The organism is Streptomyces sp. NPDC031100, assembly GCF_055570785.1.
The window spans coordinates 296,364-310,802 of the sequence record NZ_JBVIGN010000012.1; the positions used below are offsets into that span (position 1 = coordinate 296,364).

The window sequence follows — 14,439 nt, forward strand, 5'->3', positions numbered from 1 at the left end:
CGTATTGAGCCACAGCGGAAGCACAAGGAACCCCTTTCCGCAAGACCTCTGACACGGCGTTCAGGATGGGTTCAGGTTGCGCCTGGCAGGGTCGGGCCGAAGTTGATCACCCCCCACCCCCACAGGAGCACCTTTGACGACGACGAAGTCCGTGATGAAGAAGCTGCCCGAGGTCACGCTGGCGTTCTGGATCATGAAGATCGCCGCGACGACCCTGGGTGAGACGGCGGGCGATCTGTTCGCGCAGACGCTGAAGCTCGGCTACTTCCTCACCACCATCACCCTGTTCCTGGTCTTCGTGGTGACGCTGGTGATCCAGCTGCGCTCGTCCCGCTACAACCCGTTCTTCTACTGGACCGTGATCCTGTCGACCTCCATGGCCGGCACCACGATGTCCGACTTCATGAACCGGGACGCCAGCGCCAAGTACCTCTCGGGCGGCGCCACGAAGCTGGGCTGGGGACCGCAGGGCCTCGGCCTCGGCTACCCGGAGGGCGCGGCGATCCTGGTCTCGATCCTGCTGCTGATCTTCCTCGGCTGGAAGCTGAGCGGGATGACCTTCCAGATCACCGAGATCGTCACCTTCGGGGGCGAGGCCTTGTTCTGGTCGGCGATCCTGGTCTCCAACACGCTCGGCACCTCGATGGGCGACTTCCTCTCCGACAGCTCGGGCCTCGGCTACCTGGGCGGCGCGGCCCTGGTGACCGGCCTGCTGCTCGTGCTGCTCGCGCTGATGAAGGTGCCGGCCGTCCCGAACGTCCTGCTCTTCTGGATCGCCTTCGTCCTGACCCGCCCGCTGGGCGCCACGGCGGGCGACTTCCTCACCAAGCCGGTCGCCAAGGGCGGCTTGGACCTGGGTACGGCCGGTTCGTCGGCGGTGCTGCTCGCGATCCTGTTCGGCCTCATGGCGTACGCGCACCTGCAGGAGCGGAAGACCGGGACGGCCGCGCTCGAAGCCCCGGAGGCGAAGACGGCCGGCCCCCAGAAGGCCGGCCGCCGGTAACGAGAACACCCCGCCCCCGGAGACCCGGGGGCGGGGTGTCTATGGAGCGCCGGGCAGGCCTTGCACCTGCATTTCCCCGCAGGAAGCGGGGCGTCTTTCCTTGGACCACCAACGCACTGCGTCCCAACCGGAGTTCCGGCCGTTCGCTGTGTGATGATCATAGCGAACTACGGCCGGGTCCCGCAAACCTCAGCCCTCCGCCACCGTCTCGAACCGCCACCGGTGCACCGCCCGGGTCACCAACTCCGCGTCCGGCTCGGGAAGTTCGGGCAGCGAGGCGTCGTACGGCGCGTCCCACCAGGTGATGACCAGCACCCGGTCCTGCGGGGCACGGAAGGTCTCGCGGCGCACGGGCTCCCGGGCGAGCCGTTGCGCCCGCGCCCAGGCGAGCAGTTCCGCGCCCCGCCCCTCGACGGCCCGGGCCTCCCACATCAGGGCGACGGTCACGAGTAGAGGTTCTCCTTGCTGACCTCGTGCACATGGTCGTGGCCCGGGACGTGCGGGTCCGTCACCGGCAGGGAGGAGTCGGCGGACAGGTCCCAGCTGGAGGCGGCCCGGCCCCGGGCGACCATCTCGGCGCCGAGGGCCGCGACCATCGCGCCGTTGTCCGTGCACAGCTTGGGGCGCGGCACGCGCAGTTCGATGCCGGCGGCCTCGCAGCGGTGCCGGGCCAGCTCCCGCAGGCGCGAGTTCGCGGCGACACCGCCGCCGATCATCAGGTGACCGACGCCCTCGTCCTTGCAGGCGCGGACCGCCTTGCGGGTCAGGACGTCCACCACGGCCTCCTGGAAGGAGGCGGCCACGTCACGGACCGGGACCTCCTCGCCCGCCGCGCGCTTGGCCTCGATCCAGCGGGCCACGGCGGTCTTCAGGCCGGAGAAGGAGAAGTCGTACGCCGGGTCGCGCGGGCCGGTCAGGCCGCGCGGGAAGGGGATCGCCTCGGGATCGCCCTCGCGGGCGTAGCGGTCGATGACCGGGCCGCCGGGGAAGCCCAGGTTCAGCACGCGGGCGATCTTGTCGAAGGCCTCGCCGGCCGCGTCGTCGATGGTCGAGCCCATCGGGCGGACGTCGGAGGTGATGTCCTCGGACAGCAGCAGGGAGGAGTGGCCGCCGGACACCAGCAGGGCCATGGTCGGCTCGGGCAGCGGGCCGTGCTCCAGCTGGTCCACGCAGATGTGGGAGGCGAGGTGGTTGACGCCGTAGAGGGGCTTGCCGAGCGCGTAGGCGTACGCCTTGGCCGCCGAGACGCCGACCAGCAGGGCACCGGCGAGGCCGGGGCCCGCGGTGACCGAGATGCCGTCGAGGTCCTTCGCGCAGACGCCCGCCTCCTTCAGAGCGCGGTCGATGGTCGGGACCATCGCCTCCAGGTGCGCCCGGGACGCCACCTCGGGTACGACTCCGCCGAAGCGGGCGTGCTCGTCGACGCTGGAGGCGACGGCGTCCGCCAGCAGGGTGGTGCCGCGGACGATGCCGACGCCGGTCTCGTCGCAGGAGGTCTCGATGCCCAGGACGAGGGGTTCGTCAGTCATTGGTCTCGGTTTCTCGTACGGAGGAAGAACCCGCGGCAGAGCCGCCCTCGGGTTCCGTGGTCAGGCGCATCACCAGGGCGTCCACGTTGCCCGGCTGGTAGTAGCCGCGTCTGAAGCCGATGGGCTCGAAGCCGAAGCGCTCGTAGAGCTTCTGGGCGCGGATGTTGTCGACCCGGCACTCGAGCATGACCTCGTGGCACTCGAAGGCGGTGGCGGCCTTCAGCAGCTCGGTCAGCAGGACGGCGCCCAGGCCGGTGCCCTGGAGGTCGCGGGCCACGGCGATGGTCTGGACGTCGGCCAGCTCGCCGGAGGCGGCCAGGCCCGCGTAGCCGACGACGCGGCCGGTGTCCTCGGCCACCAGGTAGCGCCGGGTCGCCCCGGGGCCCCGGGAGTGGGCCAGCTCGGACCAGAACATGCCCCGGGACCAGGCGTCCTCGGGGAACAGGTCCTTCTCCAGCTCCAGGACCGGGTCGATGTCCCACCAGCGCATCTCGCGCAGCTGTGCGGTCACTTGGGCGTGACCACCTTGTAGTTCTTGGGCACCTGGGCGTCGGGACGGCGCAGGTACAGCGGACGCGGTTCCTCCAGCTCCTCGCCCGCGGCCAGCTTCTCGGCGGCCAGCGAGGCGAGGGCGGCGGCGGACACGTGCTCGGGCTCGTGGGCGCTCGGGAACGTGTCCGGGTAGAGCAGCGCGCCGGCGCCGACCGCGGGCATCCCGGCGACCCGTTCGGCGATGTCGGCGGGGCGGTCGACGGACGGGGCGGTCAGGCGGGTGCGGGAGTCGGCGTACGTCGCCCAGTAGACCTCCTTGCGCCGGGCGTCGGTCGCCACGACGAAGGGGCCCTTCTCGATGTCGGCGGCGTAGGCGAGGCCGTCCAGCGTGCACAGGCCGTACACGGGGACGCCGAGCGCGAGGCCGAAGGTGTCGGCCGTCATCAGGCCGACGCGCAGGCCGGTGTAGGGGCCGGGGCCGATGCCGACCACGATCCCGGTGACGGCCTCCAGCTTGAGCCCCGCCTCGACGAGCACACGGTCGACGGCCGGCAGCAACAGCTCTCCGTGCCGACGCGCGTCCACCTGACTCGACGAGGCGATGACGTCCGTGCCGTCGTGCAGCGCGACGGTGACGGCGGGGGTGGCGGTATCCAGAGCGAGCAAGAGCACGCAAACAGCCTACGGCGCCCGCGCCTCCTGCATGGCCGTCAGGGGCGGACCGTGACCGACTGCTACGGTCTGTACGAAGTACGACATATGACACGAGACAGGACGCGAGGGAGAGGTGAGCGGACGTGGCAGGGACCAGCTCGGGTTTCGTGGCCGGCCTGACCGCGGCCGCGTTGGGCGCCGTCGGCTTCCTCGCCTACCAGGCGTTCGCGACCGTCCCGCCGGGCCTCGGCAGCCGGCCCGGCGCGGGCGCGTCGCCCTCGGCGAGCGTCAGCAAGGCCCCGCGCGACCGGCACAACCCGGGCGCCCTGCCGAGCGGCTCGGGCAAGGGCGAGCGGGTCGTGTACTCCGTGGACGACGACCGGATCTGGCTGGTCGACGAGCTGGGCCGGGTGCAGCGCAGCTTCGGGGTGCACCCCGGCACGGTCGACCCGCCCACGGGCACCTACTGGGTCACGTCCCGGTCGAACGCGGTCACCGGGACGGACGGCGTCCCCATCGAGCACGTGGTGCGCTTCACCAGCGTGGACGGGGTGGTGATCGGCTTCAGCGCGGCGGTGGGCGACAGCACGGGCACGACCACCGAGGGCGTGCGGACGGGCGGCATCCGGGAGCGGCGCGAGGACGGCGACGCGATGTGGAGGTTCGCGACGATCGGCGTGCCGGTCGTGGTGATCCGTTAGCGACCCGTGCCGCCGCTACGCGGCCTCGCGGTGCCCCCGATCCCGCTCGGGCTTCTCGGGCTCCGGCGCCCGCGGCGGCCTGGAGACCGCGTCCGCGGCCGCGCACGACGCCAGCAGATCGCGCATGGACACTCCGCCGGGCACGGGGCGCTCGGCCGGCTGTGCCGTGGGGCGGGAAGCGGGCATGGACGCCTCCTGTGGTGCGGGGGCGGAGCGTAGTTAGGCACACCTAACTACGGGCTGGATACCATGTGACCACGCCCGGGATGCCCTGCGCAATATGTTGCCGACGGCATGTCGGAAAGTACGAGGATTCGGAAGGTACGGCCGCTCAGGCCGCGAGCGTCTCCAGACCGGCCTGGTCCCACCGCGCCCCGAGCCCGGTCACGGTCACGTGCCGTACCTCGTCGGTGGTGTCTCCGACGGCCCGGTGGATGACGACCTGGAGCCGGTCCTCGGTCAGCTCCTCGACCTTGCCCTCGCCCCACTCCACGATGATCACCGACTCGGGCAGGGACACGTCGAGGTCCAGGTCCTCCATCTCGTCGAGGCCGCCGGAGAGCCGGTAGGCGTCGACGTGGACGAGCGGCGGGCCGTCACCGAGCGAGGGATGCACCCGGGCGATCACGAAGGTCGGCGAGGTGACCGCACCCCGCACCCCGAGCCCCTCGCCGAGCCCGCGGGTCAGCGTCGTCTTGCCCGCGCCCAGCTCCCCGGTGAGCATCACCAGGTCGCCCGCGCGCAGCAGCTTGGCCAGCCGCCGGCCGAGCTCTCGCATCTGCTCGGGAGAGGTGACGGTCAGCCGGGTCTCAGCGGGGTTGTGCGGTGCTGCTGGTGCTTCCATAGCCACTTACCGTAGCTCCTGCGGGCACGGCACCCGCGCGGGTGAGCAGGTCGGCCAGGCGGTCCGTGACCACTTCCGGGTGTTCCAGCATGACCAGGTGCCCGGCGTCCGGCACCAGCACCAGCTCGGCGTCCGGCAGCAGGTCGCCGATGACCTCGCTGTGCTCGCTGGGCGTGACCAGGTCTTGCACCCCGGCCAGCACGAGCACCGGGAAGTCCCGGAAGCAGGCGAGCGCCTCGGTCTTGTCGTGGTCGGTGAAGGCCGGGTAGAACTCGGCGACCACGTCGATCGGCGTGGACTCGATCATCCGCTCGGCGAACCGCTCGACCGCCGGGTCGACGTCCCGGGTCGCGAACGAGTACCGCTTGATGATCCCGGCGAACAGATCGGCGGTGGCCCTGCGGCCCTTCTCCACCAACTCCGCCTGCTGCCCGAGGGCCTTCAGCACCCCGGGGAGGATCCGGCGCACCGCGTTGACGCCGGCGAGGGGCAGCCCGAAGTTGACCTCGCCGAGCCGCCCCGAGGACGTGCCGACGAAGGCGGTGGCGACCACCCGGTCCCGGATCAGCTCCGGGTACTGGGCGGCCAGCGCCATCATCGTCATGCCGCCCATGGAGTGGCCGACCAGCACGATCGGCCCGTTCGGTACGGCCGCGTCGAGGACCGCCTTCAGGTCGGCACCCAGCTGCTCGATGGTGACGGGCACGCCGTCCTGGCTCTGGGCCACGCCCCGCCCGGAGCGCCCGTGGCTGCGCTGGTCCCAGTGCACGGTCCGCACGACCCCGCGCAGGGCCGCGCGCTGGAAGTGCCAGGAGTCCTGGTTGAGGCAGTAGCCGTGGCTGAAGACGACGGTGACCGGGGCGGGCGCCTTGCGGCCGAAGAGCCGGCGGCGGCGCGGGGAGACGTTCGGGCCGGGGTCGGGTTCGACGTCGTCGACCTCGTAGTACAGCTCGGTGCCGTCGTCGGCGTACGCCTTGCCGGGGGTGCCGCGCAGGGTGCCGTAGGGGCCCGCCGAGTCCAGCGCGAGCCGGGCCTTGCGGCGCATCCCGCGGCCTACCGTCATCCGCTCGATGGCGACACCGGCCGCCGCACCCGCGGCGAGGACGCCTATCGCGGCACCGGCGATGCCGGTCGCCCTGCGCCAGCTCCCGGCCGCCTCCGCGGCGGAGGCGGCGGCAGCCGCCGAGGCGAGGGCGTCCGCCACGGCCTCCGCACTGCTCTCGCTCACGTACCGCTCCTCTTCGCCGTACTGCAGTTCGCTGGGTGAATGAAACAGGTGATGCCAGTGTGGTGCGTGTGGTGCGCATCTGGTGCGTGTTGCCGGGCGTGACAGAGGTCACCGAGCGGGGGGCGCCCGGCTTTGAAGGGGTTACCCCTCTTCTTCCTCGTTCACATAGACGCGAGGAACACGCGTTCCGATCCGTGTGACGATTTCGTACGCGATCGTGCCGCAGGCCTGCGCCCAGTCCTCGGCGGTCGGCTCGCCCCGGTCGCCGGGCCCGAACAGCACCGCCTCGGCGCCCACCGGGGGCTCGTCCCCGCCGAGGTCGACCACGAACTGGTCCATCGCGACCCGCCCGGCGACGGTCCGCCACTTGCCGTCGACCAGCACGGGACCGGTGCCGGAAGCGTGCCGCGGGATGCCGTCCGCGTAGCCGACGGGCACCAGGCCGAGGGTGGTCTCCCCCGGGGTGACGTAGTGGTGGCCGTAACTGACCCCATGCCCGCCCGACACGTGCTTGACCAGCGCGAGCGAAGCGCGGAGCGTCATCACCGGCCGCAGGCCGAAGTCGGCCGGGGTGCCGATCTCCGGGCTGGGCGAGACGCCGTACAGGGCGATACCGGTACGGACCAGGTCGAAGTGGGACTCCGGAAGGGTGAGCGTGGCCGGGGAGTTGGCGAGGTGCCGCACCTCGGGGCGCACGCCCTGCTCCTCGGCGTACGCCACCATCTCGCGGAACCGGGTGAGCTGGGCGTCGATGGACGGATGCCCCGGTTCGTCGGCACACGCGAAGTGGGACCACAGACCGGTGACCCGGACCAGTCCCTCGCGCTCGGCGCGCAGCGCCTCGCCGACCAGCTCGGGCCAGTCGGCGGGCTGGCAGCCGTTGCGCCCGAGCCCGGTGTCGGCCTTCAGCTGCACCCGCGCGGTTCGGCCCGCCTGCCGGGCGGCCTCCGTCACCTCGCGCAGCGCCCACATCCCGCTGAGCGAGACGTCGATGTCGGCCTCGATGGCCTGCCGCCAGGGCCCGCCCGGCACCCACAGCCAGCACAGCACGCGCGTGTCCAGACCGGCGGCGCGCAGCGCGAGCGCCTCCTCCGCGGTGGCCGTGCCGAGCCAGGTGGCCCCCGCCGCCACGGCCGCGCGGGCACACGGCACCGCCCCGTGGCCGTACGCGTCGGACTTGACGACGGCCATCAGGGCAGCGCCCTTCGCCCGGGCACGCAGGGCCCGCACATTGGCGCGCAGGGCGGCCAGATCGATCTCGGCCCGGGCGCGCAGGGGCGCGGTCGGCACAGCTGCAGTCTCACTCATGGCGCCCCCAGTCTCTCAGAGGGCCGCACGAGCCCCGGCCGCAGTCTCAGGTACCGGCCCGCCGCCCCCACACGTAGACGTGGTCGCCCTTCTTCAGCACGTCCCACAGCTTGCGTGCGTCGCCGAGCTTCATGTTGACGCAGCCCCAGGAGCCGACGGTGGTGTAGATGCTGCCGTAGACGGCGTGGAAGGCCTCGCCGCCGTCGAAGAACTGGGCATACGGCATGGGCTGGTTGTACAGGGTCGACACGTGGTTCTTGTGCCGCCAGTAGACGGTGTGCCAGCCCTTACGGGTGACGTACCCCTTGCGCCCGCTGCGCATCGGCACCGGCCCGAACACCACCTTGCTGCCCTTCTGCACCCAGGTCAGCTGCCGGTCCAGATCGACGCAGGCGACCCGGTACGACTTCACCGGGCACTTCTTGGCCGCGTTCGGGTTCTTCTTCGCCGAGATCAGCATCATCGTCGACCAGGTGACGGGACCGGCGAAGCCGATGGCGGGCTTGATCTTGTTCTTGACCTGGAAGGCGCGGACCGCCTTGCAGTCCGAGACGGACTGCTTCCCGTCCACCTTCAGCTTCAGCCAGCGCTCCACCTGCCGCTGGTAGGGCCCGGCCTGCTTGCTGCACGTCTCCTTGGAGATGGCATCGGCGAGGGGCACGTACTCGATGAGGTCGTACGTCCCCGGAGCCGCCTCCCTGGGTTCCCGGGCCTCCTCCTCCTTGGAGGGCGTGAAGACCTTCGGAGGCAGCATCTGGTCGGGCGTGTCGATCTGCCAGGGCTGGGCCGGGCCCGGGGGTACGCCGGGGACCAGTTCGGAGGCGGGGGCAGGGGCGGGTGCGGGTGCGGGGGGAGCCGGCTTGGCGGCCCGGCTCGTTGCGGGCAAGGGGGCGGCTACGGCGGTACCAGCGATTCCGGCAATTCCGGTGATTCCGGCCGCCGGGAGGGCGGTCGCGGTGGCGAGCACCACCACGGCGCCTTGGTGCGCGATTCGTCTGCTGATCATGCAATCAGCCAAACGCGCACCCCTGCCGGATCCCGGCTGCCGCGCGGAGGGGTCACCCGGGGGGTGGAGCCGGCTACAGCCTTATTCGGCAATCAGGTGCAGTTCGCACGCGTATCCCCCCTCGACCTACCGGTAGACATCCCGCCAGGCCGACGGCAACTCCTCGGCGACGTCATGCGCCCCCACCGGCGCCCCCTGCGCCGCCAACCGACCGGCCAGCCCGTGCAGATACGCCCCCACACTCCCCGCGTCCCGCGCGGACAACCCCGCCGCCAACAGCGACCCGGCCAGCCCCGACAGCACGTCCCCGCTCCCGGCCGTGGCCAGCCACCCCGTCCCCGTGGCGTTCACTCGTACGGCCCCTCCCGCGGGGTCCGCGACCAACGTGGTGGAGCCCTTCAGCAGGACGGTCGCCCGGTACACCGCCGCCAACTCCCGCACCGCCGCCAGCCGAGCCCCCTCGACCTCCTCCCGAGGCACCCCGAGCAACGCTGCCGCCTCGCCGGCATGCGGCGTCATCAGCGTCGGCGCCGTACGCCCCCGCACGGCGTTCCGCTCGGCCAGCCGCAACCCGTCGGCGTCGAGCAGCACCGGCACGTCCAGGTCGAGCACCTCCCCCACGGTCGCCGCATCGTCCCCGGCACCCGGCCCGACCACCCACGCCTGCACCCGCCCGGCCTTGGCGGGCCCCCGGTCGGACACGAGTGCCTCCGGGAACCGGGCGATGACCGCCGCCCCGGCGGGCCCGACGTACCGTACGGCGCCGGCCCCGCCCCGCAGCGCCCCGGAGACGGCGAGCACGGCGGCGCCCGGATACCGCGCTGACCCGGCGGCGATCCCGACCACGCCCCGCCGGTACTTGTCGCTCTCCGCCGCAGGCACCGGCAACAGCCGCGCCACATCGGCATGCTGCAACGCCTCCAGCTCGGGCTCCGGCGGCAGTTCGAGCCCGATGTCGATCAGCCGCACGGACCCGGCGTACTCCCGCGCGGGGTCGATCAGCAGCCCCGGCTTGTGCGTGCCGAAGGTCACGGTGAGGTCGGCCGTCATCGCCGTACCCCGCACCTCCCCGGTGTCCGCCTCGACCCCGCTCGGCAGATCCACCGCGACGACAGCGGCCCGCGACCGCTCGACGACACCGGCCAGCGCCGCGGCGTCCGGCCGCAGCCCGCCCTTGCCGCCGATCCCGACGATGCCGTCCACGACGAGGTCGGCCCGCGCGATCACCTCCTCGGCGGAGCCGGGCGCCGCAGCGGAACCCCCCGCCCGCAGCAGCGCGGAGAGCCCCCCGGAGTGGGTGCGTTCGGGCTGCGCCAGCAGTACGGCCGTGACCCCGGCCCCTCTCCTCGCCAGCCGTGCCCCCGCATACAGCGCGTCGCCGCCGTTGTCCCCGCTCCCGACGAGCAGCACCACCCGACTGCCGTACACGCGCCCGAGCAGCCCCGCGCAGGCGGCGGCCAGCCCGGCGGCGGCCCGCTGCATCAGCGCACCCTCCGGAAGCCGCGCCATCAACTCCCGCTCGGCCGCCCTCACCGTCTCCACGCTGTACGCAGTACGCATGGCATCGAGTCTCCCCCGGAAACACCGGCTGCCACACCCGGGGGACGTCACCCCTCGGCGACCACCACGGCCGACGCGACCCCCGCGTCATGGCTGAGCGACACGTGCCACGACCGCACGCCCAACTCCGCCGCCCGCGCGGCCACGGTCCCCTTCACCCGCAGCCGGGGCTGCCCGCTGTCCTCGACATACACCTCGGCATCGGTCCAGTGCAGCCCCGGCGGAGCCCCCAGCGCCTTCGCGAGCGCCTCCTTGGCGGCGAACCGCACCGCCAGCGAGGCGATGCCCCGCCGCTCCCCGTTGGGCAGCAGCAACTCGCTCTCCACGAACAGCCGATCGGCCAGCCCAGGCGTCCGATCCAGCGACGCCCGGAACCGATCGATCTCGGCGACGTCGATTCCGACCCCGATGATGCTCATGGGCAGCACCCTATGGTGAGGATCTGCAGACCTGCTCAACCGTCACCGACGCAGTGCAAGGCAGCTGGTGGTGCATCTGTCTCACCCCGGAGGCCCCCACACACTGTTGGCCCACGAAAAGACCCCGCCACTCACCCACCTGCTGGGACAGATGCACCACTAATGCTCGTCACCACCCGCACCCGCGTCATCGTCCTCGCCGCATCGGAGACAGACTGAGGGCCATGAAGTACATCCTGTTCGACGTCGACGGCACGCTGATCGACGCGGTGAGCAACCAGCGCCGGGTATGGGCAACCTGGGCGGAGCGGTACGGCCTGGACGGGGACGAGGTCCACCGGGTGGCACTGCGGACACGGCCCATGGAGACGTTCGCGCAGGTCGCCCCGGACCGCGATCCGCAGGCCTGCCTGGCGCTGCTGCACGAACTGGAGGACGAGGACGTACGGTCCGGCGTCTACACGGCGTTCGACGGTGCGTCGGAGCTGCTGCACGGCCTGCCACCGGAGTCCTGGGCCTTGGTGACCTCGAACTACGAGCACCGGGTACGCGGCCGTTTCCAGCGGACCGGCCTGCCGCTGCCGGGCGTGATCGTGGACGCGGCCGCCGTCGAGGAGGGCAAGCCCTCCCCTGTGCCCTATCTGCAGGCCGCCGCACAGTTGGGTGCCGAGCCGGAGGACTGCCTGGTCATCGAGGACGCCCCGTCAGGAGTGCAGGCGGGCCTGCGCGCCGGGATGACGGTATGGGGCGTGAACGCCACGGAGGCGGTGGACGGCGTGCACCGCCACTTCGGAACCCTGCGCGAGGCGGTCCCGCACATCCTGACCTTCGCGTCCATCACGCCGACTGCAGTTCACACGCCCTGACCAACCCCAGCCCCCGCCCCTCCTCCATGTCCCCGACCTGCCCCAACGGCTTTGTCTACTCCACCGTCACCGACTTCGCCAGGTTCCGCGGCTGATCCACCTCGTTGCCCCGGGTGGCGGCCAGCTCGCAGGCGAAGACCTGGAGCGGCACCGTGGCCACCAGGGGCTGGAGCAGGGTCGGGGTCGCCGGGATGCGGATCAGGTGGTCGGCGTACGGGACCACCGCCTCGTCCCCCTCCTCCGCGATCACGATCGTCCGCGCTCCGCGTGCTCGGATCTCCTGGATGTTGGACACGATCTTGTCGTGGAGGACGGACCGGCCCCGGGGCGAGGGCACGACCACGACGACCGGCAGGTCCTCCTCGATCAGTGCGATCGGGCCGTGCTTCAACTCGCCCGCCGCGAAGCCCTCGGCGTGCATGTAGGCGAGTTCCTTGAGCTTGAGGGCGCCCTCCAGGGCGACCGGGTACCCCACGTGCCGGCCCAGGAACAGCACCGTGTTCTTCTCGGCCAGGGAGCGTGCGAGCGCCCGTACCGGCTCCATCGTCTCCAGGACCCGCTCGACCTCGACGGAGATCCGCGACAGATCCTTGATCACCGCCTGGATCTCGTCGCCCCACTTGGTGCCGCGCACCTGGCCCAGGTACAGAGCCACCAGGTAACACGCGACCAGCTGCGTCAGGAACGCCTTGGTGGAGGCGACGGCCACCTCCGGACCGGCGTGCGTGTACAGCACCGCGTCCGACTCGCGAGGGATCGTCGAGCCGTTGGTGTTGCAGATGGCCAGGACCTTCGAGCCCTGTTCCCGCGCATGCCGTAGCGCCATCAACGTGTCCATGGTCTCGCCGGACTGGGAGATGGCGATCACCAGCGAGCGGGAGCCGAGGATCGGGTCGCGGTAGCGGAACTCGCTCGCCAGCTCCACCTCGCACGGGATCCGCGTCCAGTGCTCGATGGCGTACTTGGCGATCAGGCCGGCGTGGAAGGCCGTACCGCAGGCGACGATGACGACCTTGTCCACCTCGCGCAGCTCCGAGGCGCTGATCCGCACCTCGTCCAGAGTGAGCGAGCCGGACGGGTCGATGCGACCGAGCAGCGTGTCGGCGACGGCCTTCGGCTGCTCGGCGATCTCCTTGAGCATGAAGTAGTCGTAGCCGTCCTTCTCGGCGGCCGAGGCGTCCCAGTCCACGTGGTACGACCGTACGTTCGCCTCGCGGCCGTCGAAGCCCGTCACCCGCACGCCGTCCCGGCGCAGCTCCACCACCTGGTCCTGGCCCAGCTCGATCGCCGAGCGGGTGTGGGCGATGAACGCGGCGACGTCGGAGGCCAGGAACGCCTCGCCCTCGCCCACGCCCACCACGAGCGGGGAGTTCCGGCGCGCGCCCACGACCACGTCCGGCTCGTCCGCGTGCACCGCGACCAGCGTGAACGCGCCCTCCAGCCGCCGGCACACCAGCCGCATGGACTCGGCGAGATCGGCGCACGACGAGAACTCCTCGGCGAGGAGATGGGCGACGACCTCGGTGTCCGTCTCGGACGACAGCTCGTGTCCCCGCTCGGCCAACTCGGCACGCAGCACGGCGAAGTTCTCGATGATGCCGTTGTGGACGACGGCCACCCGGCCGGCGTTGTCGAGATGCGGGTGCGCGTTCGCGTCCGTCGGGCCGCCGTGGGTGGCCCAGCGGGTGTGGCCGATACCCGTCGAGCCCGCCGGCAGCGGCCGGTCGACCAGTTCCTTCTCCAGGTTGACCAGCTTCCCGGCCTTCTTCGCGGCGGCCATCCCGCCGTCCGCCAGCACGGCGACGCCCGCCGAGTCGTAGCCCCGGTACTCCAGCCGCTTCAGCCCGGCCATCACGACATCGAGCGCCGACTGCGATCCCACGTATCCCACGATTCCGCACATGAGCGGCAGCCTACGGTCCGCAAGGGCCCGGAAAGAGCCGCCGCGTGCCCGAAATCGGAAATTCTCGGCGGGGTTCGGCCACGGATTCCCGATCGCGCTGACAGATCACGCTGACAGGTCGCGCGTACAGCCGTGCGAGCCTTGCGGCCGCCGCCGCGACCGCAGTAGCGTCCGCCGCGAAGCAGGCCGAGGCCGACTTCAACGGAGACGGATTCGGCGACTTCGCGGTCACCGAGCCGGCCGTCTGGGTGCACGGGAAGTGGCGCGCCGGTTCCGTCACCGCGTTCTACGGCTCTGCCCAGGGCGTCGCGGCCGCCCGGCACACCACCGTCGACCAGGACTCGACCGGGGTGCCGGGCACGGCCGAGAACGGGGACCTCTTCGGTGCGGCGAGCGCGCCCGGGGACTTCAACGGCGACGGCTACCCCGACCTCGCGGTCGGCAGCCCGCTGGAGGACGTGGGCAGGGACACCAACGCGGGTCTGCTGCAGATCCTTTGGGGTTCGCCGAGGGGCCTGACCACCGGCTCCACGGTCCCCGACCCTGCTCCGACCGAGCACGACCGGTTCGGCGCGTCGCCGGCGGCGGGCGACTTCGACGGAGACGGCAGGACCGATCTGGCAGTAGGCACCAGTTCCTCCACCCTCTACACCTTCCGCAAGGGCATCGCGAGGACCGGGAAGGCCGGTGCCCTGTCGACACGCTCGCTGCCGCTGCGCGGCGCGCCGGACGCGGGGATCACCAACCTCACGGCCGGGGACGGCCGGGCCGACCTCATGGTCAACGGGCTGAGCCGCACCACCTGGACCGACGGCAAGTACCACAACGTCAACTACTACGTGCCGGGCACCGGGGGGGGGGGGGGGGGGGGGACCCCCCCCCCAAGGCGCGGAGGGGGAAAAGAGGAAGGCGAGAAGGAAAACAAC

General features: G+C 71.8%; 16 protein-coding genes. 4 read left to right on the top strand and 12 right to left on the bottom strand.

Annotation, left to right across the window (positions count from 1 at the left end; all coding sequences use genetic code 11):
* Positions 1-133 precede the first annotated feature (133 nt).
* The gene (locus ACZ5DS_RS31340) at positions 134-1,003 is read left to right on the top strand and encodes a COG4705 family protein (RefSeq protein WP_468245203.1); all 870 of its coding nucleotides are present in this window, start codon (positions 134-136) and stop codon (positions 1,001-1,003) included.
* Between the two features lie 189 nt (positions 1,004-1,192).
* Here ACZ5DS_RS31340 and ACZ5DS_RS31345 read toward each other — a convergent pair whose 3' ends face one another.
* From ACZ5DS_RS31345 to tsaB, 4 genes are read right to left on the bottom strand one after another with little or no spacing between them, the layout of a single operon-like run.
* Positions 1,193-1,450 carry a hypothetical protein gene (locus tag ACZ5DS_RS31345; RefSeq protein WP_468245206.1) on the bottom strand — a complete coding sequence of 86 codons (258 nt, stop codon included), beginning with the start codon at positions 1,448-1,450 and terminating at the stop codon, positions 1,193-1,195.
* A complete protein-coding gene (gene tsaD, locus ACZ5DS_RS31350; RefSeq protein ID WP_468245207.1) occupies positions 1,447-2,532 on the bottom strand; it encodes a tRNA (adenosine(37)-N6)-threonylcarbamoyltransferase complex transferase subunit TsaD in 1,086 nt (361 codons plus the stop codon). Before tsaD ends, ACZ5DS_RS31345 begins: the two co-directional genes overlap by 4 nt.
* The gene (gene rimI, locus ACZ5DS_RS31355; protein ID WP_468245301.1) at positions 2,525-3,022 is read right to left on the bottom strand and encodes a ribosomal protein S18-alanine N-acetyltransferase; all 498 of its coding nucleotides are present in this window, start codon (positions 3,020-3,022) and stop codon (positions 2,525-2,527) included. Before rimI ends, tsaD begins: the two co-directional genes overlap by 8 nt.
* A 17-nt stretch (positions 3,023-3,039) precedes the next feature.
* The gene (gene tsaB, locus ACZ5DS_RS31360) at positions 3,040-3,696 is read right to left on the bottom strand and encodes a tRNA (adenosine(37)-N6)-threonylcarbamoyltransferase complex dimerization subunit type 1 TsaB (RefSeq protein ID WP_468245210.1); all 657 of its coding nucleotides are present in this window, start codon (positions 3,694-3,696) and stop codon (positions 3,040-3,042) included.
* Between the two features lie 125 nt (positions 3,697-3,821).
* Between tsaB and ACZ5DS_RS31365 the strand changes: the two genes are divergently transcribed.
* Positions 3,822-4,379, top strand: coding sequence for a hypothetical protein (locus ACZ5DS_RS31365; protein WP_468245212.1), 558 nt, complete (start codon positions 3,822-3,824; stop codon positions 4,377-4,379).
* Between the two features lie 15 nt (positions 4,380-4,394).
* Here ACZ5DS_RS31365 and ACZ5DS_RS31370 read toward each other — a convergent pair whose 3' ends face one another.
* The 7 genes from ACZ5DS_RS31370 to ACZ5DS_RS31400 form a co-directional block, all read right to left on the bottom strand.
* Positions 4,395-4,565 carry a hypothetical protein gene (locus ACZ5DS_RS31370; protein ID WP_468245213.1) on the bottom strand — a complete coding sequence of 57 codons (171 nt, stop codon included), beginning with the start codon at positions 4,563-4,565 and terminating at the stop codon, positions 4,395-4,397.
* 145 nt (positions 4,566-4,710) lie between these two features.
* Positions 4,711-5,223, bottom strand: coding sequence for a tRNA (adenosine(37)-N6)-threonylcarbamoyltransferase complex ATPase subunit type 1 TsaE (tsaE, locus tag ACZ5DS_RS31375; protein WP_468245215.1), 513 nt, complete (start codon positions 5,221-5,223; stop codon positions 4,711-4,713).
* Positions 5,189-6,451 carry an alpha/beta fold hydrolase gene (locus ACZ5DS_RS31380; protein ID WP_468245217.1) on the bottom strand — a complete coding sequence of 421 codons (1,263 nt, stop codon included), beginning with the start codon at positions 6,449-6,451 and terminating at the stop codon, positions 5,189-5,191. The genes tsaE and ACZ5DS_RS31380 overlap by 35 nt, the downstream gene beginning before the upstream one ends.
* 141 nt (positions 6,452-6,592) lie before the next feature.
* Positions 6,593-7,759, bottom strand: a complete 1,167-nt coding sequence (gene alr, locus ACZ5DS_RS31385) for an alanine racemase (protein ID WP_468245219.1) — start codon at positions 7,757-7,759, stop codon at positions 6,593-6,595.
* 46 nt (positions 7,760-7,805) lie between these two features.
* A complete protein-coding gene (locus ACZ5DS_RS31390; protein WP_468245221.1) occupies positions 7,806-8,765 on the bottom strand; it encodes a L,D-transpeptidase in 960 nt (319 codons plus the stop codon).
* Positions 8,766-8,891: 126 nt separating this feature from the next.
* Positions 8,892-10,325 carry an NAD(P)H-hydrate dehydratase gene (locus tag ACZ5DS_RS31395; RefSeq protein ID WP_468245223.1) on the bottom strand — a complete coding sequence of 478 codons (1,434 nt, stop codon included), beginning with the start codon at positions 10,323-10,325 and terminating at the stop codon, positions 8,892-8,894.
* A gap of 47 nt (positions 10,326-10,372) precedes the next feature.
* Entirely contained in the window at positions 10,373-10,744 is a 372-nt protein-coding gene (locus ACZ5DS_RS31400) for a holo-ACP synthase (RefSeq protein ID WP_468245225.1), read from the bottom strand.
* Positions 10,745-10,968: 224 nt separating this feature from the next.
* Between ACZ5DS_RS31400 and ACZ5DS_RS31405 the strand changes: the two genes are divergently transcribed.
* A complete protein-coding gene (locus tag ACZ5DS_RS31405) occupies positions 10,969-11,610 on the top strand; it encodes an HAD family hydrolase (RefSeq protein ID WP_468245227.1) in 642 nt (213 codons plus the stop codon).
* A gap of 55 nt (positions 11,611-11,665) precedes the next feature.
* On the opposite strand, the gene glmS is transcribed toward ACZ5DS_RS31405, so the two are convergent.
* The gene (gene glmS, locus ACZ5DS_RS31410; protein WP_468245230.1) at positions 11,666-13,513 is read right to left on the bottom strand and encodes a glutamine--fructose-6-phosphate transaminase (isomerizing); all 1,848 of its coding nucleotides are present in this window, start codon (positions 13,511-13,513) and stop codon (positions 11,666-11,668) included.
* 248 nt (positions 13,514-13,761) lie between these two features.
* Between glmS and ACZ5DS_RS31415 the strand changes: the two genes are divergently transcribed.
* A partial coding sequence (locus ACZ5DS_RS31415; RefSeq protein WP_468245232.1) for an FG-GAP repeat domain-containing protein occupies positions 13,762-14,439 on the top strand: 678 nt, incomplete at its 3' end.